The sequence below is a fragment of the Pelagibacterium lacus genome (genome assembly GCF_003345525.1).
In the GTDB taxonomy this organism is placed as follows: domain Bacteria; phylum Pseudomonadota; class Alphaproteobacteria; order Rhizobiales; family Devosiaceae; genus Pelagibacterium; species Pelagibacterium lacus.
Window position 1 is genome coordinate 1 of sequence record NZ_QQNH01000013.1, and the last position, 23,596, is coordinate 23,596.

Genomic DNA, 23,596 nt, shown 5'->3' on the forward strand with positions numbered 1-23,596 from the left:
CCTCCAGATCATTGAATCTGGAAACCCATGAATCACACTCCCCGACAGAATTGAATCCTGAATGTCGATTGAACCTAAAAGATTTGGTCGGCGCGTTCGGCCATATAGGCGATCTCCTCGGGGGTGGACTGCCGGCCCAGCGCCGCGTTGCGGAAGGGGAAGCGGCCGAAGCGCCTTATGGTCTCGCGATGGTCGATGGCGTATTGCAGCGCGTCCGCATTGCCCAACGCCTCGAAGAGGCGCACGGATTCGTCCTGCAGGATTTCCGATTCCGCGTGCTCGAAGGGCAGATAGGCGAACATGCGCTGGCTGGCATCGAGGCGGGTATCGAGCCCCTGGGCCACCAGTTCCTGGGCCAGGGTCACCGCCATGGTGTCGGAGGCGAAGGCGCGGCGGTCGCCGCGATGCAATTGGCGCGAAAGCTGGTCGAGCAGGAGGATTTCGGCCAGCCTGCCCTCGGCGCCGCTGCGCCAGTGCCAGAGCTCGGCCTTGACGGCGCGGGCGTGGATGTCGCCCAGTTCGGCGCGGCATTTGGCGTCGAACGGCTCCCCGCCCCGGAACCAATCCTCATATCCGTGCCGCTCGAACCAGAATTCGAGCACCTGCTGGGGCTGCATGGCTCCGACCTTTCGTGTTTTGTTCGCTTTTTGAGGTTTCACCCGAGCGCCATCATGGCGATACTGCCGGCCTTGACTGATTCCCCCGATTTGAGCGGAGTGTGACCCGGAAATGGTGGTCTGGTCCAGCCAGCAAGACCAAGCGCTGAAAGCCGTGGCCGCCTGGCTCAGGGACGCCAACGGGCCGCAGGTATTCCGCCTGTTCGGCTGGGCGGGGACGGGCAAATCCACCCTGGCCCGGCATCTGGCGCAGGATGTGGAGACGGTGAAATACGCCGCCTTCACCGGCAAGGCGGCGCTGGTGATGCGCAAGCGCGGCTGCAAGGGCGCCTCGACCATCCATTCGCTGATCTATACGCGGATCAGCGAGAAGGAGGGCGAGCCGCGCTTCGTGCTCGATCCGGAATCGGCGGCGGCGGAGGCCGACCTGATCGTCGTCGACGAGGTCTCCATGGTCGACGAGGCGCTGGGGAGCGACCTTCTGAGCTTCGGCACCAAGGTGCTGGTGCTGGGCGACCCGTTCCAATTGCCGCCGGTACAGGGCGAGGGTTTTTTCACCGCGCAGGAGCCCGATGTCATGCTGACGGAAATCCACCGCCAGGCGCAGGACAACCCTATCGTGCAGCTCTCGCTCGATATCCGCGAGGGGCGCGGCATCGATTACGGCCATTATGGAGAGAGCAAGGTGGTGTCGCGCCGCGAGGTGGATCAGGCCGAGGTGCTGGGGGCCGACCAGGTGCTGGTGGGGCGCAACAAGACGCGGATCGACTACAACAACCGCATCCGGGAGCTGAAGGGCCTGCCGGCCGACATCCCGGTCAAGGGCGACCGGCTGGTCTGCCTGCGCAACAATCCCCAGAAGCGCCTGCTCAACGGGCAGATCTGGACGCTCAATGCCATCAAGAAGCGCGCCGCGGGCACGCTGGAGATGGTCATCGACCCCGAGGAGGCCGACCGGTCGGCGATCCAGACCAAGGTGCGCGCCCATGAGAGCTTCTTTACCGGCGCGGACGCCGAGATGAGCTGGCAGCTGCGGCGGCAATATGACGAGTTCACCTATGGCTATGCGCTCACGGTGCACAAGGCGCAGGGCAGCCAGTGGGACAGCGTGTATCTCTTCGACGAGAGCTTCGTGTTCCGCGAGGAGGCGCGGCGCTGGCTCTATACGGGGATCACGCGGGCGGCGGAAAGGATCACCGTGGTGCGGTAGGACGCGCTGCGCCCCCCTCATCCGTCTCGGACCTGGCGGTCCGATCCACCTTCTCCCACCAGGGGAGAAGGGAAGGATGAGGTGGTTGACAAGTGCCGTGACGGTGTGTTACACATGTAATACACTATATGGAAGCACGCATGACCCAGTGGCGCGACGACCAGCCGATATTCCTGCAAATCCGGCAAAGGATGATCGAGATGATCCTCAACGGCACCATCAACGAGGGCGATGCCCTGCCCTCGGTGCGCCAGGTGGCCGCCGAGCTGTCGGTCAACCCGCTCACCGTCACCAAATCCTACCAATCGCTGGTCGACATGGGCATGGTGGAAAAGCGCCGCGGCATGGGCATGTATGTGACCGAAGGGGCGCGCACGGCGCTGCTCGTCCATGAACGCGACAAATTCCTCACCGAAGACTGGCCCGCCATCGCCGCGCGCATCGCGGCGCTGGGGCTGAGCGCCAAAGACCTGCTCACCGATGGAGACGACACATGACCACTCCTCCCCCCATCGTCAGCGCCCGCGGCCTGCGCAAGCGGTTCGGCAAGACCGAGATCCTGCACGGGCTCGATTTCGACATCCCGGCCGGCCGCATCTACGGGCTGGTCGGCCACAATGGCGCCGGCAAGACCACGACGCTCAACGCGCTGCTGGGCCTCACCCAGTGCGAGGGCCGGATCGAGGTGCTGGGGCTCGACCCCTTCGCCAACCGCGCCAAGCTGATGGAGGACGTGGCCTTCATCTCCGACGTCGCCTCCCTGCCCCGCTTCCTGCGGGTGCGCGAACTGTTCGCCCTCGTCTCCAACATCCACCCCAAGTTCTCGCAGGACAAGGCGCGCGACTTCCTCGCCGGCACCGACATCAAGCCCGAGGCGCGGATCAAGAACCTCTCCAAGGGGATGATCGCGCAATTGCACCTGGCGGTGGTGATGGCCATCGACGCCAAGCTGCTGGTGCTGGACGAACCGACGCTGGGGCTCGACATCACCTATCGCAAGCGCTTCTACCGCCGGCTGCTGGAAGACTACATGACCGAGGAGCGCACGCTGCTCATCACCACCCATCAGGTGGACGAGATCGAATTCATGCTCTCGGACATCATGTTCATCCGCGACGGCGAACTGATCGTCCATATGCAGATGGAGACGGTGAACACCAAATACAGCCAGCTCGTCGCCTCCGACCCGGCCAGCGCCGAAAAGGCACGGGCGCTGGGGCCGGTGTTTTCCGAAACCCGGTTCGGGCAGACGGTGATGATCTTCGAGGGCGCCGACCGCGCGGCGCTGGCCCCGCTGGGCCAGGTCTCGACCCCCAGCCTTTCCGACCTGTTCGTCGCGCTGATGCAGCGCGAGACCTATAATGCAGGAGCCGCCTAAATGCAGGCTTTGACCGCACTCATCAAACGCGAATATCTCGAGCATCGCGGCGCCTTCGTCTATGGCCCGGCCATCCTGCTGGCGCTGTTCCTCGCCGGGGGGCTCTATTCGCTGATCGGGGTGGATATCGGGGGCACGCTGGCCCATGAACTGCCCAATGCGCTGCGCTTTTACGAGACCTCCATCGCGCTGGCGGCGGCGGGCTGGCTGATCTACCTGCTGATCATGCTGTTCTTTTACTATGGCGACGCCTTTTCCGCCGACAGCCGCAACAATTCCATGCTGTTCTGGAAATCCATGCCGCAATCGGACCTCAAGATCCTCGCCTCCAAGGTCGCGGCCTCGCTCACCGTATTCCCGGCCGCCATCCTCGTGGCGCTGGCGCTGACCGGCATCCTCGCCTATCTGCCGGCCCTCTCGATCGGCAGCGTGATGCCCGCCTTCGCTCCGCCCGATATCGGCACGACGCTGTCGGCCTGGGGCAATGTGATGCTGGCGGCGCTGGTGCTGTTCGCCATCGGGCTCTTGTGGTACCTGCCCTTTCTCGCCTGGGTCGGGTTCCTCTCGGTGATGTTCAAGCGCTGGGCCATCCCGCTGGCCTTCCTCATCCCGGCCATCATCGGGGTCTTCGAGCGGGTGATCGCGGAGAACCTCCTCGTCGCCGGCCAGTTCTGGACCTTCATCACCAAGCGGTTCGAACTGCATTTCGAGGGGCTGGAAATGGAAGCCTACTGGCTGACGGGCGAGCCGTGGAACGGCATGGACCTCATCGCCCTGATGCTGGCGGGTACCGACTGGGTGTCGCTGGCCGGGGGCGTCGCGGTCGCGGTGGTCCTCGTCTATGCGGCGAGCGAATACCGGCGGCGGTTCGTCCTCACCTGATTCGACGCCGGCGCGGAGTATCGCCCAACGACAAGCCTTTGAGAATCCCCGATCTTTGAATGCCCACTCAAACTATCGTCAGGCGCATGGGGGAAATACCGGCTTGCACCCGGCGCCGATCCGGGCCACCATGGCCGTGGTTTCAACCAAGCGAAAGGAGGTGATCCAATGTCTAGTGAGATCCGCACGTGCGGGAGTGACTTTGGGTGTGAGGTGATTTTGTCGGGGCAGCCCTCGGCGAGATGATCCTCCCTCCGAACCGCTTGGATTAGCGGTTCAGTCACTTCGCGTGACGGTATCATGGAAGGACTGTTCGAGATTTCGGGCAGTCCTTTTTCTTTTGCCGCTTGCCTCGCGCAAAAGCCGTGCCTATCTTTCCCGTCGGCCCCTCACGATGAAGGGCCGCGAACAGATTGAATTCGTTCTCAGGGCGGGGTGAAAGTCCCCACCGGCGGTAATGAGGCCCCGCGCCTCCTAGCCCGCGAGCGCTTTCCGGCTTTTTCGGAAGGGTCAGCAGATTTCGGTGCGATTCCGAAGCCGACGGTCACAGTCCGGATGAAGAGAGAACGGGTATCGCGCCGGACGCGTCCGGACCCGCCGCCCCCGCGCGGCCGGTCGGGCCCCGATGGTCGATCCCCCGCATCCCCTGAGGTCACTGGTGGATATGCGAAAGGATCGACACGATGAGCCAGACGACCTCTCTTCCCGCTTCCCGCTCCGCGCTGACCGGCGCCGGGCTGATGGTTCTGGCCGGCATCGGATTTGCCGGCATCAACGTCACGCTGCAATGGGCCGGCATGGTGAGCGGGCTCTCCTCCACCGCCGTCGCGTTCTGGCAGTATTTCCTCGCCTTCATTTTCGCGCTGCCGCTGGTGTGGCGCCAGGGCCTCAAGGCGCTGCGCACCCGCCATCCGGCGCTGCATATCGCCCGGGTGGTGCTGTCGGCGGCCGGGGTGCAGGTGTGGGTGATCGCGCTGGCGCATGTGCCGCTGTGGCAGGCCATTGCGCTGTCGATGACCTCGCCGTTCTTCGTATTGGCCGGCGCGGCGCTGCTGCTGGGCGAAAAGGTGACGCTGGAGCGCATCGGGGCGACGGCGTTCGGGTTCACCGGGGCGCTGATCATCATCGCGCCGTGGTCGGAAGCCTTCACCCCCTATGCCCTGCTGCCGGTGGCGGCGGCCGCGCTGTGGGCCGGCGCCTCGCTGATCACCAAGAAGCTGACGGCGAGCGAGAGCCCGGAATCGATCGCGCTCTATCTGCTGTTGCTGCTGACCCCGATCAATTTCGCGCTCTATCTGGGCTCGGGCTTCGCCCTGCCGCCGGCCGAGGGCTGGGCGGTGCTGCTGACGGCCGGGGTGCTGACGGCGGCGGCGCAATATCTCCTGACCCGCGCCTATGCGGTGGCCGATGCCGCCTATCTGCAGCCGTTCGAGGACCTCAAGCTGCCCTTCAACATCGTCCTGGGCTGGGTGATCTTCGGCTTCGCCCCCGACGCCGCCTTCTGGCCCGGCGCGGCGATGATCGTGCTGGCGTCGGTGTATATCATGAACAGGGAAACGCAAGCGCGGCGGGCGATGGGGAAGTAGGGGAGACGGTTGGCGGGGGTGGCATGCCGCGAGGCTGAGCCCCCCTCATCCGCCCTTCGGGCACCTTCTCCCACCAGGGGAGAAGGGAATCCCTGAGGCAGCGCCGGATCTCTCCGCCCCACCCCACCCTTAATCCCTCCCCCTCAAGGGGAGGGAGAGAGCGCTGGGGCGGAAGGCTGGCGAGGGGGTATGCGGAAGCGCTGCGGCCCCCCTCATCCGCCCTTCGGCACCTTCTCCCACCAGGGGAGAAGGGAATCGCTGAGGCAGCGCCATTCTTTCCTTCTCCCCTGGTGGGAGAAGGTGGGCTTTCGCGATAGCGAAAGGTCGGATGAGGGGGGCGCTGAGGCGGCCAAGGGAACCATCATCGCGCACGGCCATCTTGCGCTGGGGGCGTTTTCCGGTGACATAGCGGCATGCGCCCTGCCGATCCCCTGCCTATCGATGCCGTCCTTGCCGAGCTGCGCGCCGCGCTCGAGGAGGGGACGCGGGCGGTGCTCGTCGCGCCGCCGGGGGCGGGCAAGACCACGCGGGTGCCGCTCGCCCTGCTGGATGCTCCATGGCGGCGCGACGGGAGGATCGTCATGCTCGAACCGCGCCGGCTGGCGGCGCGGGCCGCGGCGCGGCGCATGGCGGAGACGCTGGGCGAGGCGGTGGGGGAAACCGTCGGCTATCGCGTGCGCATGGACACCAAGGTCTCGGCCCGCACCCGCATCGAGGTGGTGACCGAGGGGGTGTTCACCCGCATGGTGCTCAACGATCCGGAGCTAACCGGCGTCGCCGCCGTGCTGTTCGACGAATTCCACGAGCGCAGCCTCGATGCCGATCTGGGGCTGGCGCTCACCCTCGACGCCACCGCGCTGCGCGAGGATCTGCGCATCCTCGTCATGTCGGCCACCCTCGACGGGACGGCGGTGGCGGCGCTCCTGGGTGCGGTGCCGGTGATCGAAAGCGAGGGGCGCGCCTTTCCGGTCGAAACCCGCCATATCATCCCCGACCCCAAGGCGCGGATCGAGGCGGTCGTGGTGGCCGCCATCCGCCGCGCGCTGGCCGAGGAAACCGGCTCGCTGCTGGTCTTTCTGCCCGGGCAGGCCGAAATCGGCCGCGTGGCCGAGGCGCTGGACGGGAGCGTCGGCGGGCTGACCGATATCGCCCCGCTCTACGGGCAATTGACCGCGGCGGAGCAGGACCGCGCCATATTGCCGGCGCCGCCCGGACGCCGCAAGATCGTCCTCGCCACGGCCATCGCCCAGACCTCGCTCACCATTGAGGGCATCAGCGTGGTGCTCGATTCCGGGCTGGCGCGCCTGCCGGTCTACGAGCCCGATACGGGGCTGACGCGGCTCGAAACCCGGAGGGTGAGCCGGGCCGCCGCCGACCAGCGCCGCGGCCGGGCCGGGCGCACCGGGCCGGGGGTGTGCTATCGCCTGTGGCATGAGGGGCAGACGGCGAGTCTCAAACCCTTCGATCCGCCGGAAATCCTTGCCGCCGACCTCACCGGCTTCGCGCTCGACGTGGCCGGCTGGGGGGTCACCGACCCCGATGCGCTGGCCCTGCTCGACCCGCCCCCCGCCCCGGCCTGGAACGAGGCGATGGCGCTGCTGCGGGCCATTGGCGGGCTCGACGGCAAGGGCCATATCACCGCGCATGGGCGCCTCCTGGCCCGGCTGCCGCTGCATCCCCGCCTCGGCCACATGATCGCGCTGGCCGCCGCCGAAGGCGCGGCCAGCGATGCGGCGCTGCTCGCCGTATTGGTCAGCGAGCACGGGCTGGCCGGCACGGGGACCGATCTGGGGGCGCGCTTCGAGCGGCTGCGGCGCGACGGCTCGCAACGCGGGCGGCAGGCGCGCGGACTGGCCGGGCGCTGGGCAGGGCTGGTCGAAGGGCGCAAGGGGGAGGCGAGCGGGGCCGAACTCGGCCGCCATCTGGCGCGGGCCTTTCCCGACCGGGTGGCGCAGGCCATGGGGGGCGGCCGCTTTCGCCTCGCCAATGGGCGGCAGGCGGCGCTCGATGAGACCGAGGCGCTGGCGCGGGCGCCATTCCTCGTCGTCGCCGACATGACCGGGGCGGCGGGGCGCGGGCATATCCGCTCGGCCATTGGGCTGGATCGCGAGACCATCGCGGCGGAGTTCGCCGACCGGATCGCGACGGAAACCGAACTGGCGTTCGACGCGGCGGCGCGCGCGGTGCGGGCCCGGCGCCGCACGCGGCTCGGCGCGCTGGTGCTCGACGACGCGCCCAGCGCCATCGCCGACGGGGCGGAAGCGGCGCGGCTGCTGGCCGAGGGCGTGGCGCGGATCGGCATCGACAAGCTGTCCTGGACGCGCGAGCAGCGCGCCTTGCGGGCCCGGGCCTCGTTCCTGCATGAAGCGCTGGGGGCGGAATGGCCGGACCTCTCGGACGCGGCGCTGGCCGAGGACGGGGCCCTGTGGCTGGTGCCCCATATCGCCGGGCTGTCGCGGCTCGACGCCATCACGCCCGATCACCTGGCCGCGGCGCTGTTCGATCTCCTGCCCTGGGAGCGGCGGGGGCGGATCGACGCCCTGCTCCCCTCCCATTTCGCCGCGCCCTCGGGCAGCCATGTGCCGATCGACTATGGGGCGGAGAACGGCCCGGTGCTGGCCATAAGGGTGCAGGAATTGTTCGGGCTCGACAGCCATCCGGCCATTGCCGATGGCCGGATCAGGCTGCTGCTGTCGCTGCTCTCGCCGGCCCACCGCCCCATCCAGACGACGCGCGACCTGCCCGGCTTCTGGCGCGGCAGCTGGAAGGAGGTGGCGCGCGACCTCAAGGGGCGCTATCCGCGGCATTACTGGCCCGACGACCCCCTCGCCGCCCAGGCCACCAACCGCGCCAAGCCGCGGGGTTAGGATTCCCACCTGTCGCGCTTCCGAACCGCAAAAGTGGTATCCACTTTTGCTGGAAGCACTTTAACCGGCTTCACGCCAGCGCTGGGAGCGCACGAAGGCGGCGAAATCTTCCCCGCTCATCGGGCGGGCGATGGCGTAGCCCTGCAATACGGTGCAGCCCATATCGGCCAGGATCGCCGCGTGCTCCCAGCTCTCCACCCCCTCGGCGACGGCCTCGATGCCCAGCGAGGTGCCGATCTCGATGATCGAGGCGACGAGCTGGCGCTGGCGGTCGCCGCCGGTGATGGGCTGCACGAGCTGGCGGTCGATCTTGAGGCGGCGGGGCTGGAGCTGCAGCAGGCTGACGATCGAAGCGTAGCCGGTACCGAAATCGTCGATCTCGATATCGATGCCCAGTTCCTGGATCTGGTCGATATTCCACGACACCATGGTGTCGCGCTCGTCGAGATAGATGGATTCGACCAGTTCGAACGCCACGGTGCCCGGGGCGATGTCGAGCGCCCGCAGGGTTTCGATCAGCGTATCGTCATGCAGCCGGCGGGCCGAGACGTTGACCGAAACGCGCGGCACGAACACCCCCTCGAGCGCCCAGGCCTCGCGCTGGGCCAGCGCCTGTTCGAGGATCATCCGGTCGATGGTCGCCACCACGTTGAGTTCCTCGGCCGCCGCCATGAAGGCGTCGGGGGTGAGGAGGCCGCGCAGGGGATGCTGCCAGCGCGCCAGGGCCTCGACCCCGACGATGTCGCGGGTCGTGGCATCGATCTGCGGCTGGTAATGGGCGATGAACTCATTGTTGTCGAGGGCGGCGAGCAGGTCGTCGGACACCCGCTTGGCGGTGACGATCTCGGCCTGCAATTCGGCCGAGAAGAATTCGGCCCGGTTGCGCCCGCGCCGCTTGGCGCGATAGAGCGCGATATCGGCATTGACCAGCAATTGCCGCGGCGCGGTTTCGCGCACATTGCCCTCGGCGATGCCGATGGAGACCCCGAAGCGGCATTCATGGCCCTGATAGGAGACCGGCCGGCGCATGGTGGCGATGATCCGGTCGGCCAGCGCCCGCAGGTCGGGGCCGGGCTTGCCGCCGATGCACAGGATGACGAATTCGTCGCCGCCGATGCGGGCCACGAAATCGGTCTGCCGCACCGCGCGCTTGAGGATCTGGGAGGCGTGCACCAGCATGGCGTCGCCAGCCGCGTGGCCCAGCGTATCGTTGATCTGCTTGAAGCGGTCGAGATCGATATGGAGGATGGCCGCCAGCCCGTCGGACCGCCCCTCGGGCGAGGTGTGGCGCTCCAGAACCTCGTCGAGATAGCGCCGGTTGGGCAGGCCGGTCAGCGGATCGTGCATGGCGTTGTGCTCGATGCGCGCCTTGGCGCTTTCCAGCTCGAAATTCTTGGCTTCCGCCTGGGTCTTGGCACGCAGCAGCGCCTCGGAGAGCTCGGCATCGGGGGTGGCGTCCCAGTTGACGCCGACCATGCGCGGCGAAGCGCCGGCATCCTGATAGACCGAGCCGATGGCGCGGATATGGCGCACCGCCCCGTCGCGGGCCACAACGCGGAATGTGGACTGGTAGCGCTCGCCCGAGCGGATCGAGGTGTTGAAATCGCGCTCGGCGCGCTCGCGGTCGTCCGGGTGCAGGCGCCCGCTCCAATGGGTGTAGTCGCGCCGCCCGCCATCGCGGGGCTGGTCGTAGAGCTCGTTCATGCGGTCGTCCCAGGCAAGGTTGCCGGTGACGATGTTGAGCTCCCACACCCCCACCTGGCTGGTGGCCAGCGCCAATTCGAGCCGGCGCGACAGCCGGGTCAGCTCGGTGGCGCGGCGGCGCTGCTCGATCATGCGACGGCGGCGCTCCTCGTTGAGCCGGCCGAGCAGGATGATGGGGACGATGACCAGCAGCGCCCCCAGCCCCAGGCCCAGCCGGATGAGCGGCGCATTGGGCGGGGTGGTGTCCCAGCCCCCCTGGGGCGTGGCGGACAGCGTCCACTGGCCCGAGGGCAGCAGGATGGTGGTCTGCACCGGGTCCTGGGCGAGAATGGCGGGATCGCCGTAAAAGGCCATGCGGTCGCCGATCCGGCCATCGCGGCCGGAAATGGCGATGGCGATTTCCTCGTCGGCGGCGCGGACACCGCTTTCGGCATAGAGGCGATCGGCGTCGATCACCGCCGAGACGATGCCCCAGAAGCGCTCCTCGCCGGATTGGTCGGTATAGAACACCGGGAAGCGTCCCAGGAAACCGCGCCCGCCCTGCACCAGATGCACCGGGCCGGCAAGGACGATGGAGCGGCTGTCGCGGGCCAGCAGGGCCGCGTCGCGCTGCTCGGCATTTTCGCGATAATCGAGCCCGATGGCGGGGCGGTTGGTCTCCAGCGGGTGGATCATGGAGACGACGAGATCGGGCGCCGCGGCGACGTTGATCAGCTGGTTGTCCTGGGCGAAGAGATAGGCGGCCAGATCGGCGAAGCGCGCCTGATCCATATGGGGCTCGGTGGCGATGGTGCTGATGAGGCCATGCACGAGCTGGAGGTTGGAATTGACCTTGCCTTCGAGCTGGGCGCGGACCAGCGCCACCTTGGCGAGCACGTCGGCCCGCTGGGCCTGGGCATGGAGCTCGCGGTTCTGGTAGTCGGCGAACACGATGGCCATCGCCACCACGACCAGCGCGATGGCGGTTGGGATATTGCCGGCCCGAAACAGCGTCCGCAACCAGCGCCTCGTCCTCAGTTTCCCCACCCGCGCCAAACCTTGCCTGCCCACCCCTCTGCCGGGCTGGGCTGCACTGTCGGCCATGAGGGCTTAACAGCGCCTTTAAAGCCGGCTTTTCGCCGTCCTGATTCGCCGTGGGCGGCGGCAGTGTGGCGGTTTCGGGACAGGGGGACAAAAAAACCCGCCGATTTGTCGCCATGATCTTGAACTGGCCGGGGGAAGCTGCGTATCCTGAAAGTCTTCGCGAGAGCGCGAAGGGCAAGAGCAACCTCCGGCGGCAATACGGGCCATCCTGTATTCCGCCGTCTTTTTTTTGGCGCGGCGGGCGTGGTCGCGCCGGGCTGGCTCAGCACCCCCCCTCATCCGACCTTTCGCTATCGCGAAAGCCCACCTTCTCCCACCAGGGGAGAAGGAAAGAGGGGCAGCTCCTACTCGGCTGCGGCGCGGGTGGGGAGGGTGGCGGGGGCGGTGGGGTCGCCGGGAAGGGTTTCGGTGCCGAGATCGGGGAAGGCGACGATGCGGCGGTTGGAGAAATCCTCGCGCAGGACGACCAGCCCGCGATCCTCGAAAAAGGTCAGCAGCCGGCGGGCCCGGGACGCCGAGTGGGAGCCATAGGCGCGGGCCAGGGTCGCGTCGGACGGACAGGGGCGCCGTTCCAGCGCGGCGCGAGCCACGATGAGGAAAACCCCCTGCACATCCTCGGGCAGCGATGCGGCGAGATCGAGCGCCGCCTGCCAGCCATCGGACGCGACGGCTTCGGTATCCACCCCGGCCCGGGCCACCGCGAACAGGCGCTTGAAGGCGTTGAGATCGGGCGGGGTGCCGGGCACGCGGCGAATGCGGCAGCGCACGAGGAAATCCTGATAGAGCACCGCGACCGAGCGGAAGCTGGCATCCGGGTCCTCGAGGATTTCGGCGAGGACGGCGTCGATGGCGGCGCTGCGCTCGGCCTCGTCGATCTCGGGGAACAGGCTGGCCGGCTCGGGCTCGGCGCGGGGCACGGGCTGGCTCAACTGGGTGAGGATATCGGCGGTGGGACGCGGCGCGGGCGGCGGGGCGCGGCGCGGCAGGGGCCGCAGCTCCTCCTCGGCGCCGGGGGTGAAGATCAGCTCGGCGGCATCGGCCCCGGTCTCGGGCAAGGGCATCAGCCGGGGGCTGGTGGAGCGGGCGCTGGTTTCCACCGCGCCGATGCGCACGGGCAGCGGGCGGCGCGACAGCGCCGGACCGAGGGCGACGAAATTGCCCTTTTCGAGATCGCGGAACATTTCGGTGCCGCGCCGGTCCATGCCCAGAAGATCGCCGGCCCGGGCCATGTCGATATCGAGAAAGGTGCGGCCCATCAAGAAGTTGGAGGCCTCGGCGGCGACGTTCTTGGCCAGCTTGGCGAGGCGCTGGGTGGCAATGACCCCGGCCAGCCCGCGCTTGCGGCCGCGGCACATGAGATTGGTCATGGCGCCGAGGGAGAGTTTTCGCGCCTCGTCGGAGACCTCGCCGGCAGCGGCGGGGGCGAAAAGCTGGGCCTCGTCGACGACGACCAGCATGGGATACCAGAAATCGCGCTCGGCATCGAAGAGGCCCCCCATGAAGGCGGCGGCGGCGCGCATCTGCGCCTCGGCCTCCATCCCTTCGAGCGAGAGCACCACCGAGACCCGGTGCTGGCGGATGCGGCCGGCGATGCGGGTCAGCTCGAGCTCGGAGCGGTCGGCCTCGACCACCACATGGCCGAACTTATCGGCAAGGGTGACGAAATCGCCCTCGGGATCGATGACGCATTGCTGCACCCATTGGGCGCTCTGTTCGAGGAGGCGACGCAGGAGATGGGACTTGCCCGAGCCCGAATTGCCCTGCACCAGCAGGCGGGTGGCCAGCAATTCCTCGAGATCGAGCCGGGCCGGCGTGCCGGTTCTGGTCGTGCCCATATCGATTTCGACGGTCATCGTCCGGGAATGCTCCGAGGAAGGTGGGTGATTCGCAATCGCGCCGGGCGGCGGCGATAGGGGCCAATCTAGTGGGAGTCGGCGCGAACGCAAACACCATGCGGATTTTCTTGAAACGGTATAGTTCCTATACTATTTTAATCCAAGACTTTTGAGTATGATCCGGAAAAGAGCCGCATCAACCACGCCAAGCACGGCATCGATTTCGCCATGGCGCAGGCGCTCTGGACCGACGAGCATCTGCTCGAAATCCCGGCCCGCACCGTGGACGAACCGCGGTTTCTGGTGATCGGGCGCATCGCGGGCAAGCATTGGTCGGCGGTGATCACCTATCGCGGCGCGGTGATCCGGATCATTTCAGTGCGCCGCGCAAGGCCAGAGGAGATCGCTTATTATGAAGGCACGTGAGTTCGAACGGGCGTTCGAGGCCGGGGACAGGCTGGACGATGCGCTCGACCTTGAGGCGGCGCGCCGGCCCAACCTCGAAATGCGCCGGGTCAATGTCGACTTCCCCTCCTGGGTGGTGGAGGGGCTCGACAGGGAAGCCAAAAAGCTCGGTGTGACGCGGCAATCGCTGATCAAGGTGTGGATCGCGCAAAAGCTGGAGGCCGAGGGTCCGTCGCGGCTTTGACCGCATGCGGCAAATTGGCCTATCGTTGTTGTCCCTCGCGATTCTGGAGCCTTGCATGCCCCTGCGCCTTTTCACTTCGCTGTTCGGCAAGCCGCCGGTCGAGCCGGCCGGGCCGCAAGTCGGCGCCCTGCCCTACAGGGTGGTCGACGGGCAAGTGACGGTGCTGCTGATCACCTCGCGCGGGCGGGGGAAATGGATCTTTCCCAAGGGCGGGCTGATGGAGGGCCAGACCGCGTGGGAAAGCGCCGCCCATGAGGCCTATGAGGAAGCCGGGGTCGAGGGGGAGATCGAAGAAAGCCCGATCGGCTCCTATTACCTGCCGGTGACCGATGAACGGCCCAAGCCGGTCGAGGTGAAGATGTTTCCGCTGCTGGTCACCCATCAGCGCGAGGACTGGAAGGAAATGGGCCAGCGCTATCGCCACTGGGCGGTGCTGCCCGAGGCCAGGCGCCTGATCACCCATGACGGGCTGGCCGAGTTGGCCCTGGCGCTGGGCCGGCGCGAGAGCGGCAAGCCCCCTCAGGGAACGAAAAACAGCGCCATAGCCCAATAGACCAGCGCCGCCAAGAGGGCGGCGGCGGGCACGGTGACCACCCAGGCGGCGCCCATGGACAGCGCGTGCTGGCGGCGGACCAGATAGCGCTTCTGGCGCTTGTGGAAATTGGCGACGGCTTCCTCGGGCGTCTTGTTGAGATGGTCGGTGCGCAGGAACACCCCTTCGGGGCTGACCGCCTTGTTGCGCAGGCCCCGGTTGGAAAAGCCCTCGCGCAGGAACCCCACCCCGAACACCGCGCCCACCGCGATATGGGTCGAGGACACCGGCAGGCCGAAGGCGGAGGCGATCAGCACCGTGGTGGCGGCCGAGAGCGCCACGCAATAGCCGCGGATCTCGTTGAGCTTGGTGATCTTTTCGCCCACCGTGCGGATGAGGCGCGGGCCGAATAGTGCAAGACCCAGCGCGATGCCCAAAGCGCCGATGGCCAGCACCCAGAGGGGCAGCTCGACGCTGTCGCCCGCCCCGCCATTCTGCGCGATGGAGACGATGGCGGCCAGGGGCCCCACCGCATTGGCCACGTCATTGGCCCCATGGGCGAAGGAGAGGAGCGCGGTGGCAAAGATCAGCGGCAGGCGGAACAGGGTGCCCACCTGCTTGTTGGAATTCTCCATGCCGACGATGCGGGCATCGACCCAGGGCCGGGCGGCGAGCCAGCCCGCCCCCGCCCCCAAGAGCCCGATGAGCAGCACGATGTGCCCTTCGGGGGACCAGAGGCGGGAAAAGCCCTTCATGGCCATGTACATGGCGAAGACGCCGATCATCACCGCAACGAAGACCGGCACCCACACCCCGGCCGCCTCGGGCTTGCGGCTCTGGCGCAGGATGGTGAAGTTGACGATGGCGAGGAGGGCCGCCGCCATGCCGCCGCCCATCAGGGGCGAAATCACCCAGCTCGCCGCGATGGTGCCCACGGTGGGCCAGATGATGGCCGAAAAGCCCGCCGCCGCGACGCCGGCCCCCACCACGCCGCCGACCACCGCATGGGTGGTGGAGACCGGGGCGCCGATGATGGTGGCGAGATTGACCCACAGGGCCGAGGCCAGCAGCGCGGCCATCATGATCATGATGACGGTGGTGCCCCCGAGCGTCGTGTCCGGGACGATGAGGTCGCGCGAGATGGTGGTGACCACGTCGCCGCCGGCCAGGAGCGCCCCGGCCGCCTCGCAGATGGCGGCGATGAGCAGCGCGCCGCCCATGGTCAGCGCCTTGGCGCCCACGGCGGGGCCCATATTGTTGGCCACGTCATTGGCGCCGATATTGAGCGCCATATAGGCGGCAATCACCGTGGCGATGACGACGAGATAGCTCTGGGGGCCGGCGGCGACCGAAAAGCTCGCCCAGACCAGGGCGGCGAGGAGGAAGACCAGCGCCAGCCCCGGCGCCGCGGCGGCGCGGGCGCTGTCATGGGCAGCGCTCTTGAGCTGCCCGACGCGCTTCAGATCCTTGTCGATCGCCGATTTGGCCATGGAAACCGATACTCCCGGTGGGTCCGTCGCCGCCCCGCATAGCGGACATCGGGCGGGCTGGCCACCGGATTTGTGACGTTTTCGTCATAATAGGAATAAAGGACGGCTCAGCGCCCCGCCGCCATGTCGCGGATGGCGGCGATGACGGCGGCGGTTTCGAGCCCGGGGGCGGCGCCGGCAAGGGTGGTGATGCCGATGGCCCCGTGGCTGGCGGCCATATCGATGGGGAGCGCCACCAGATCGCCGCGCGCCAGATCGGCGGCGACCACCGAGCGGGAGATGAACCACACCGCATCATTGGCGAGGGTATAGGCGCGGCCGAAGGAATTGGAGACGGTCTCGATCTCGCGCGGCAGCCGCGTCACCCCGGCGGCGAGCAGCAGGGCTTCCACATCGGGGCGGATGATGGCGCCGCGCGGCGGCACGAGGGCAGAAAACGCCTCGACGGCGCGCAGGGAGGGCGCCGCCTCGCGCAGCAGCGGATGGACCGGGCGCACGGCGAGGACCAGCGGCTCGGAATAAAGGTTCTCGAAGCTCAGCCCCGCCATCACCGCGGGGGCCGGCATGCGGCCCACGACGAGATCGATCGCCCCGCCGCGCAGCAAAGCGAGCAGATGCGGGCTGGGGCCGCTTTCCACATGCACGCGGCAGGCCAGCGGCCCGGCGAGAAAGCGGGCAACGGCCTGGGGCACCACCTCGACCTCGACGGTGGGCAGGGCCCCGATGCGCACCACGGCATCGGCGCCGCGCGACTGGGCGAGGATTTCGACCCCCTGCTGCAGCGCGGCCAGCGCGGCGCCGGCATGGCGCAGGAAGAGGGCGCCGAACTCGGTGAGGCCGAGCTTGCGGCGGGAGCGGTCGAACAGGGGCACATCGAGAATGGCCTCGAGCTCGGCCAGGGATTTGGAGACGGCCGGCTGGGAGAGGCCAAGCGCCGCCGCCGCCGCCGCGACCCCGCCCCGGCGGTCGGTTTCGAGGAAGGCGGTGAGGTGGCGGAGTTTTATGCGCGGGTCGAGGGGGGCGGGCATTTTTTTGGGGCTCCGGGGGGGGGGGGGAAAGGGGACGGAAGCAATCGGTGGCGTTTGTGGGCCGTCGCCACCTCAGCAGCCCCCTCATCCGACCGCTTCGCGGCCACCTTCTCCCACGAGGGGAGAAGGGAGGGGTGGGGCGGCAGTGCATTCCTATTGGTTATACAACATCCCGAAATCCTCATTTTACCGCTGGCTATGGGGGATGATAGCATGGGAACAGTTATATACCCAGGGGAAAGCGAAAGATGAGCAAGGTGATACCGCTCGAGAGGGCGGTGCGGGAGAATCTCAAGGATGGCGATACGGTCGCGTTCGAGGGGTTTACCCATCTTATCCCGCATGCGGCGGGACATGAGGTGATCCGGCAGGGCATCAAGGACCTGACGCTGATCCGCATGACCCCCGACATCATCTACGACCAGATGATCGGCATGGGGCTGGCCAAGAAGGTGATCTTCTCGTATGCGGGCAATCCCGGCGTGGGGCTGCTACGCCGCATGCGCGATGCCATCGAGAACGGCTATCCGCGCGCCATCGAAACCGTCGAGCACTCGCACGCGGCCATGGCCAATGCCTATGCGGCGGGGGCGGCGGGGCTGCCCTGCGCGGTGTTCCGCGGCTATAAGGGCGCCGACCTGCCCAAGGTCAATCCCGATATCAAGTCGATCACCTGCCCCTATACGGGCGAGGAACTGGCCACGGTGCCGGCCCATCGGCCCGATGTCGCCTTCATCCACGCCCAGAAGGCCAGCGAGAAGGGCGACGTGCTGATCGAGGGCATTGTCGGCGTGCAGAAGGAAGTGGCCCTGGCGGCGAAAAAGGTGGTGGTGACGGTCGAGGAGATCGTCCCCGACTTCAAGGGGCTGCACCCCAACCTCACCATCCTGCCCCATTGGACGGTGACGGCGGTGTCGGTGGTCAAGGGCGGCGCGCATCCCTCCTATACCCATGGCTATTACGCCCGCGACAACGCCGCCTATCTCGAATGGAACGAGATTTCGGCCGATCGCGACCTGTTCGCCAAATGGATGGACGACAATGTGCTCAAGGCGACCCCCGAGGTGTTCGCCGAGCGGATCAAGGGGCTGTGACGATGAGCGATTTTACCCCCAATGAAATGATGACCATCGCCGCCTCGCGGGCGCTGAGCTCGAAGGATGTGTGCTTCGTGGGCATCGGCGCGCCTTCGGCGGCGTGCAATGTGGCGCGGCTGACCCACGCCCCCGACATCACGCTGATCTATGAGAGCGGCACCATCGGCACGGCGCCGGACGTGCTGCCGCTCTCGATCGGGGACGGGGAATTGTGCGAGACGGCGGTCTCGACCGTCGCGGTGCCGGAAATGTTCCGCTACTGGCTGCAGGGCGGGCGGATTTCCATCGGGTTCCTGGGCGCCGCGCAGATCGACAGGTTCGGCAATATCAACACCACGGTGATCGGGGATTACCACAAGCCCAAGGTGCGCCTGCCGGGCGGCGGCGGGGCGCCGGAAATCGCCACCTCCTGCGGGGAGATCTATATCACCCTCAAGCAGGCGACCCGCTCCATGGTGGAAAAGATCGACTTCTTCACCTCGTTCGGCCATGGAGAGGGTGGCGACCATCGCCAGCGGCTGGGGATCACCACCAAGGGGCCGACCCTGTTGATCACCGACCTCGCCATCTGGAAGCCCGATCCGGTGACCAAGGAATTCACCGTGGTATCGCTGCACCAGGGCGTGACGCGGGAAATGGTGCAGGAGACCTGCGGCTGGACGGTGAAATTCGCCGATACGCTGGAGGAAACCCCGGCCCCGACCGAACTGGAACTGAAAACCCTGCGCGATCTCAACGAGCGCACCAAGCGGGCGCATGAAGGCGGAAAGGCGGCATGATGACCGAGGCTTATATCTGCGACTATATCCGCACGCCCATCGGGCGGTTCGGGGGCGCGCTCGCCAAGGTGCGGCCCGACGACCTCGGCGCGCTGGTGCTCAAGGCGCTGGTGGAGCGCAATCCCAGGGTGGATTTCGAGGCGGTCGGCGACGTGGTGTTCGGCAATGCCAACCAGGCGGGCGAGGACAACCGCAATGTGGCGCGCATGAGCCTGTTGCTGGCCGGGCTGCCGGTTTCGGTGACCGGCACGACGATCAACCGGCTGTGCGGCTCGGGGCTCGATGCGCTGCTGGTCGCGGCGCGGGCCATCAAGGCGGGCGAGGCGGACCTGATGATCGCCGGGGGCACGGAATCGATGAGCCGAGCGCCCTTCGTCATGCCCAAGGCGGAAACGGCGTTTTCGCGCCAGGCGGAAATTTATGACACCACCATCGGCTGGCGCTTCGTCAACCCGGCGCTGAAGGCGCAATACGGGGTGGATTCCATGCCCGAGACCGGGGAGAACGTCGCCGCCGATTATGACATTTCCCGCGCCGACCAGGACGCCTTCGCGCTGCGCAGCCAGCAAAAGGCGGCGGCGGCGCAGGCCAATGGACGGCTGGCCAGGGAAATCGTCGCGGTGAGCATTCCTCAACGCAAGGGCGATCCGGTGGTGGTCGATACCGACGAGCATCCGCGCCAGACCAGCCTCGAGCAATTGGCCAAATTGCCGACGCCGTTCAAGAAGGATGGCGGCACGGTGACGGCCGGCAATGCCTCGGGGGTCAATGACGGCGCGGCGGCGCTGATCGTCGCCTCGGAGGCGGCGGTAAGGCAATATGGGCTGACGCCGCTGGCCCGGGTGGTGGGCGGCGCCACGGCGGGGGTCGCCCCCCGGGTGATGGGCATGGGCCCCCTGCCCGCCAGCCAGAAGCTGATGGCCCGGCTGGGGCTGACGGCGGGGGATTTCGACCTCGTCGAGCTCAACGAGGCCTTTGCCAGCCAGGGGATCGCCGTGCTGCGGGGCCTCGGGATCGCCGAGGACGCCGATTTCGTCAACCCCAATGGCGGGGCGATCGCCCTGGGGCATCCGCTGGGCATGAGCGGGGCGCGCATCGCCGGCACGGCGGCGCTGGAAATGGCGCTGTCGGGCAAAAGCCGCGCGCTGGTCACCATGTGCATCGGCGTCGGCCAGGGTATCGCGGCGGTGCTGGAGCGAGCCTGACTCTCTGCCTTCCAATGCAAAAAGGCCGCCCTCGGGCGGCCTTTTCAAATTCAATAGCGAGGCATCCAGTTGGACTGGGAGCGCTCCGAAGCCCTTTCTGGTCGCGTTTCCGAACCGGATAAGCGGTACCCGCTTATCCTGGAAACGCTCCGAGGCTTACTCAGCAACCTGAAGGTTGACGGCGGAAGCGCGGCCGTCACGGCCCTTTTCCAGCTCGTAGGACACCGCCTGGCCTTCGGTCAGGGTCGACAGGCCCGAACGCTCGACGGCGGAGATGTGCACGAAGGCATCCTGGCCGCCCTGGTCGGGCTGAATGAAGCCGAAGCCCTTGGTGGTGTTGAAGAATTTGACTTTGCCGGTGATCATCACAAAGATCCTTTGGTATGGCGAAATGCCCGCGAACGATATGCGCACGAGCCGGCCCGCACAGCACGCGGACCTCAACGTCTTGCAGTTCAGGATATCCAAGTGACCGGCAGAGCCGGAAGATCAGGTAGCCAAAGCATCAGAACGTGTCCGTCTTTCTTACAGGGCCAATGCGTTCAAAACAAGGCCCTGCAAGCAGGGTGCGTGCGATTCCGGCTCAGCCCAGGACGGCCTTCACCGCAGCCACGGTCTTGTCCACCACGATATCGGCCTCCTCGCGGGTGAGGCAGAGCGGGGGCGCGAAGCCGATGATGTCGCCCTGGGGCATGGCGCGGGCGATGACGCCGGATTTGAGCATTTCGGCCACGACGCGCGGGGCGGTCTTTTCACTGGCGTCGAAGAAGGTGGTGGTGTCGCGGTCCCTGACCAGCTCCACCGCGCACAGCATGCCCTCGCCGCGCACCTCGCCTACATGGGGGTGCCCGCCCAGGGCGTCCTGCATGCGGGCGTTGAGATAGGCGCCGACCGTGCCGGCGTTCTCGACAAGGCCGAGACTATCGATGAGCTTGAGATTGGCGACCCCGGCCGCCGCGCCGATGGGGTGGGCGGAATAGGTCCAGCCATGGCCGATGGGGCCGTTCTCGTCGGTGCCGCGTTCGAGCACCGCCCACATCTTTTCCCCAACGATGGAGCCCGAGAGCGGCGCATAGGCCGAGGTCAACCCCTTGGCGATGGTGATGAGGTCGGGGCGCATGCCGTAATGGTCCGAGCCCATCATGGTGCCCAGCCGCCCGAAACCGGTGACCACCTCGTCAGCGACGAGGAGGATGTCGTGGCGGTCGAGCACGGCCTGGATGGCCGGCCAATAGCCCTCGGGGGGCGGCACGATGCCGCCGGTGCCCAGAACCGGCTCGCCGATGAAGGCGGCGATGGTGTCGGCCCCCTCGCGGGCGATCAGCGCTTCGAGCTCGGCGACGCAATGGCGGGTGAATTCGGCCTCGCTCATGGCCTTGTCCGGGCGGCGGTAATAATAGGGCGCCTCGGTGTGAATGACCTGGGAGAGGGGCAGGTCGAACTTGTTGTGGAAGGCGGCGAGCCCGGTGAGCGAGCCGGTCATCAGCCCCGAGCCGTGATAGCCGCGCCAGCGCGAGATGATCTTCTTTTTCTCCGGGCGGCCGAGAATGTTGTTGTAGTACCAGATGAGCTTGATGTTGGTCTCGTTGGCGTCGGACCCGCCAAGGCCGAAATAGACCTTGCTCATGGTCTTCGGGGCGCGGTCGAGCACCATCTTGGCCAGGGTGATCGAGGCCTCGGTGCCGTGGCCGACATAGGCGTGGTAATAGGCCAGTTCCCGCGCCTGATCGGCGATGGCCTCGGCGATCTCGGGGCGGCCATAGCCGACATTGACGCAATAGAGCCCGGCAAAGGCATCGAGCAGGCGGTTGCCGTCACGATCCTCGATATAGACGCCCGACGCGGTCCTGACGATGCGGTTGGGGCTTTCGCCGCGGGCGTGCTGGGCCAGATGGGTGGAGGGGTGGAAGAAGTTCTCCCGGTCCCAGCGGTCGAGCTGATCGTTGGTGAGCATGGTGGCGGTCCTTGTTTTCATTCGCTGATTTCGATGCGTGGGCTAGAGCTTTATTTTATCGCGTTTCCGAACCGGAAAACCGGTTCCACTTTTCCTGGAAACGCTCTAGGCCCAGTCGCGGCAGACATATTTGACTTCGGTGAACTCCTCCATGCCGAGCCTTGCGCCCTCGCGGCCGAGGCCGGACTGCTTGGTGCCGCCAAACGGAATGGGGGCGCCGGTGACCTTGGTGCGGTTGACCGCCACCATGCCGAACTGGAGCTGGCGCGAGGCGCGGTAGATGCGGCGCGGGTCCATGGTGTGCAGATAGGCGATCAACCCGTATTCGGTGGCGTTGGCGCGGGCGATGGCCTCCTCCTCGGACTCGAAGGGGCAAAGCGCGGCGACCGGGCCGAAGGTCTCCTCGTTCATGATCAGCGCGTCGGCGGGGACATCGACGAGGACGGTGGGCTGGAAGAACAACGGCCCCTGCCCGTCCACCGCGCCGCCGGTGAGGCAGCGCGCGCCCCGGGCCAGCGCGTCCTCCACATGGGAGACCTGCTTGGCGACGGCCTTTTCGTTCATCAGCGGGCCAATATCGGGATCGGTGTCGCCGGGCCCCAGGGTCAGGGCGGCGGTGGCGGCGGCGAAGCGCTGGCAGAAGGGCTCATAGACCCGCCGCTCGATGAAGAAGCGGTTGGCGCCGAGGCAGTCCTGCCCGGAGGTGGCGAACTTGGCCTTGATGGCCTCGGCCACCGCCTGATCGAGATCGGCATCGGCGAAGACGAGGAAGGGCGCGTGGCCGCCCAGTTCCATGACCAGCCGCTTGATGGTGTCGGCGGACTGGCGATAGAGCAGCCGGCCGATCTCGGTGGAGCCGGTGAAGGAGAGGACGCGCACGCGCGGATCGGCGGTCCAGTTTCCAACGATGGCGGCGGCCTGGCCGGTCACCACGTTGAAGGCGCCGGCCGGCACCCCGGCCCGCGCCGCGAGGACGGCCAGCGCCAGGGCGGAAAAGGGGGTTTCCGAGGAGGGATGCACGATGCAGGTGCAGCCGGCGGCCAGCGCAGCGGCGGCCTTGCGGGTGATCATGGCGGCGGGGAAGTTCCACGGGGTGACGAGGGCGGCCACCCCGGCCGGCTCGCGCCACACCTCGACCTCGGCATCGGGCAGGTGCGAGGTGACGGATTCGATATTGGGGCGCTTGGCCTCCTCGGCGAAGAATTCGACGAAGGAGGCAGCGTAATCGATCTCGCCGCGCGCTTCGGAAATCGGCTTGCCCTGTTCGGCGGTCATGATGCGGGCCAGATCCTCGCGGGCCGCGACGATCAACTCATACCAGCGGCGCAGCACGGCGGAGCGCTGCTGGGGCAAAAGCCCGGCCCAATGGGGGAAGGCCGCCTCGGCCTTGTCGACCGCCCCTCCGGCCTCCTCGACGCCGAAGACGGGGACGCTGCCGATCTCCGCGCCGGTGGCCGGATCGGTGACCGCGAGGGTTTCGCCCGAGCGCGCCGCGACCGGCTGGCCATCGATATGGCCGAACTGGCAGAACAGGTCCGGATCGTCAAGGCGGGAGCCGAGACCGGACGGGGCGTAGCGGGCGGACAGGCTGGACATGGGCAACTCCGGTGGAGATGCAGCGACCATATCGGGGATCGGGGAGAGGCTGGCGCTAAAGTGAGTGGGTAAGAGGGATGGTTCTGCTGGCGGAAGGCGTGGGG

General features: G+C 67.3%; 19 protein-coding genes, 1 pseudogene and 1 riboswitch. Of the genes and pseudogenes, 12 read left to right on the top strand and 8 right to left on the bottom strand.

The features are described 5' to 3' along the window. Window positions 1-74: 74 nt before the first annotated feature. A complete protein-coding gene (locus DVH29_RS10135) occupies window positions 75-617 on the bottom strand; it encodes a DUF924 family protein (RefSeq protein ID WP_114646063.1) in 543 nt (180 codons plus the stop codon). 112 nt (window positions 618-729) lie between these two features. Here DVH29_RS10135 and DVH29_RS10140 point away from each other — a divergent pair, with 112 nt between their 5' ends. From DVH29_RS10140 to hrpB, 6 genes are all read left to right on the top strand, one after another. Continuing rightward, window positions 730-1,827: an ATP-dependent DNA helicase gene (locus DVH29_RS10140; RefSeq protein WP_114646064.1), complete on the top strand. Its 1,098-nt coding sequence runs from the start codon at window positions 730-732 to the stop codon at window positions 1,825-1,827. Window positions 1,828-1,967: 140 nt separating this feature from the next. Next, window positions 1,968-2,324, top strand: coding sequence for a GntR family transcriptional regulator (locus DVH29_RS10145; protein ID WP_114646065.1), 357 nt, complete (start codon window positions 1,968-1,970; stop codon window positions 2,322-2,324). Further along, window positions 2,321-3,205, top strand: coding sequence for an ABC transporter ATP-binding protein (locus tag DVH29_RS10150; RefSeq protein WP_114646066.1), 885 nt, complete (start codon window positions 2,321-2,323; stop codon window positions 3,203-3,205). The genes DVH29_RS10145 and DVH29_RS10150 overlap by 4 nt, the downstream gene beginning before the upstream one ends. Then, on the top strand, window positions 3,206-4,087 hold the full coding sequence (locus tag DVH29_RS10155) for a hypothetical protein (protein ID WP_114646067.1): 882 nt from the start codon (window positions 3,206-3,208) through the stop codon (window positions 4,085-4,087). It begins immediately after the preceding gene. A gap of 417 nt (window positions 4,088-4,504) precedes the next feature. Further along, window positions 4,505-4,659, top strand: a riboswitch (FMN riboswitch). Between the two features lie 111 nt (window positions 4,660-4,770). Continuing rightward, window positions 4,771-5,673, top strand: coding sequence for a DMT family transporter (locus DVH29_RS10160; RefSeq protein ID WP_199562568.1), 903 nt, complete (start codon window positions 4,771-4,773; stop codon window positions 5,671-5,673). A 413-nt stretch (window positions 5,674-6,086) separates the two neighbouring features. After that, window positions 6,087-8,540, top strand: a complete 2,454-nt coding sequence (gene hrpB / locus DVH29_RS10165) for an ATP-dependent helicase HrpB (protein ID WP_114646068.1) — start codon at window positions 6,087-6,089, stop codon at window positions 8,538-8,540. 60 nt (window positions 8,541-8,600) lie between these two features. Here hrpB and DVH29_RS10170 read toward each other — a convergent pair whose 3' ends face one another. Together DVH29_RS10170 and DVH29_RS10175 are read right to left on the bottom strand one after the other, a co-directional pair. Further along, entirely contained in the window at window positions 8,601-11,243 is a 2,643-nt protein-coding gene (locus tag DVH29_RS10170; protein ID WP_342769886.1) for a bifunctional diguanylate cyclase/phosphodiesterase, read from the bottom strand. A gap of 428 nt (window positions 11,244-11,671) precedes the next feature. Continuing rightward, a complete protein-coding gene (locus DVH29_RS10175) occupies window positions 11,672-13,180 on the bottom strand; it encodes a helicase HerA domain-containing protein (protein WP_114646069.1) in 1,509 nt (502 codons plus the stop codon). Window positions 13,181-13,348: 168 nt separating this feature from the next. Here DVH29_RS10175 and DVH29_RS10180 point away from each other — a divergent pair. The 3 genes and pseudogenes from DVH29_RS10180 to DVH29_RS10190 form a co-directional block, all read left to right on the top strand. Further along, window positions 13,349-13,588: pseudogene (locus tag DVH29_RS10180) on the top strand (BrnT family toxin); the annotation flags it as partial. Next, entirely contained in the window at window positions 13,575-13,811 is a 237-nt protein-coding gene (gene brnA / locus DVH29_RS10185; protein WP_114646071.1) for a type II toxin-antitoxin system BrnA family antitoxin, read from the top strand. The pseudogene DVH29_RS10180 and the gene brnA, both read left to right, overlap by 14 nt. A gap of 55 nt (window positions 13,812-13,866) precedes the next feature. Beyond that, the gene (locus DVH29_RS10190) at window positions 13,867-14,364 is read left to right on the top strand and encodes an NUDIX hydrolase (protein WP_114646072.1); all 498 of its coding nucleotides are present in this window, start codon (window positions 13,867-13,869) and stop codon (window positions 14,362-14,364) included. Here the strand turns inward: DVH29_RS10190 and DVH29_RS10195 are convergent. After that, window positions 14,331-15,833 carry an inorganic phosphate transporter gene (locus DVH29_RS10195; protein WP_114646073.1) on the bottom strand — a complete coding sequence of 501 codons (1,503 nt, stop codon included), beginning with the start codon at window positions 15,831-15,833 and terminating at the stop codon, window positions 14,331-14,333. The two genes, DVH29_RS10190 and DVH29_RS10195, sit on opposite strands and share 34 nt — an antisense overlap. Window positions 15,834-15,940: 107 nt before the next feature. Next, window positions 15,941-16,861: a pca operon transcription factor PcaQ gene (pcaQ, locus tag DVH29_RS10200; RefSeq protein WP_114646074.1), complete on the bottom strand. Its 921-nt coding sequence runs from the start codon at window positions 16,859-16,861 to the stop codon at window positions 15,941-15,943. Between the two features lie 248 nt (window positions 16,862-17,109). Here pcaQ and DVH29_RS10205 point away from each other — a divergent pair, with 248 nt between their 5' ends. From DVH29_RS10205 to pcaF, 3 genes are read left to right on the top strand one after another with little or no spacing between them, the layout of a single operon-like run. Continuing rightward, entirely contained in the window at window positions 17,110-17,955 is an 846-nt protein-coding gene (locus DVH29_RS10205; protein ID WP_114646075.1) for a CoA transferase subunit A, read from the top strand. Window positions 17,956-17,957: 2 nt separating this feature from the next. Next, complete coding sequence (locus DVH29_RS10210; RefSeq protein WP_114646076.1) at window positions 17,958-18,737, top strand: CoA-transferase subunit beta; 780 nt, start codon at window positions 17,958-17,960, stop codon at window positions 18,735-18,737. Continuing rightward, on the top strand, window positions 18,737-19,942 hold the full coding sequence (gene pcaF, locus DVH29_RS10215) for a 3-oxoadipyl-CoA thiolase (RefSeq protein ID WP_114646124.1): 1,206 nt from the start codon (window positions 18,737-18,739) through the stop codon (window positions 19,940-19,942). Before DVH29_RS10210 ends, pcaF begins: the two co-directional genes overlap by 1 nt. A 156-nt stretch (window positions 19,943-20,098) precedes the next feature. On the opposite strand, the gene DVH29_RS10220 is transcribed toward pcaF, so the two are convergent. From DVH29_RS10220 to DVH29_RS10230, 3 genes are all read right to left on the bottom strand, one after another. Then, window positions 20,099-20,308, bottom strand: coding sequence for a cold-shock protein (locus DVH29_RS10220; RefSeq protein ID WP_114646077.1), 210 nt, complete (start codon window positions 20,306-20,308; stop codon window positions 20,099-20,101). A gap of 217 nt (window positions 20,309-20,525) precedes the next feature. After that, on the bottom strand, window positions 20,526-21,896 hold the full coding sequence (locus DVH29_RS10225) for an aspartate aminotransferase family protein (protein WP_114646078.1): 1,371 nt from the start codon (window positions 21,894-21,896) through the stop codon (window positions 20,526-20,528). Window positions 21,897-22,001: 105 nt separating this feature from the next. Continuing rightward, window positions 22,002-23,492, bottom strand: a complete 1,491-nt coding sequence (locus DVH29_RS10230) for an NAD-dependent succinate-semialdehyde dehydrogenase (protein WP_199562570.1) — start codon at window positions 23,490-23,492, stop codon at window positions 22,002-22,004. Window positions 23,493-23,596 lie beyond the last annotated feature (104 nt).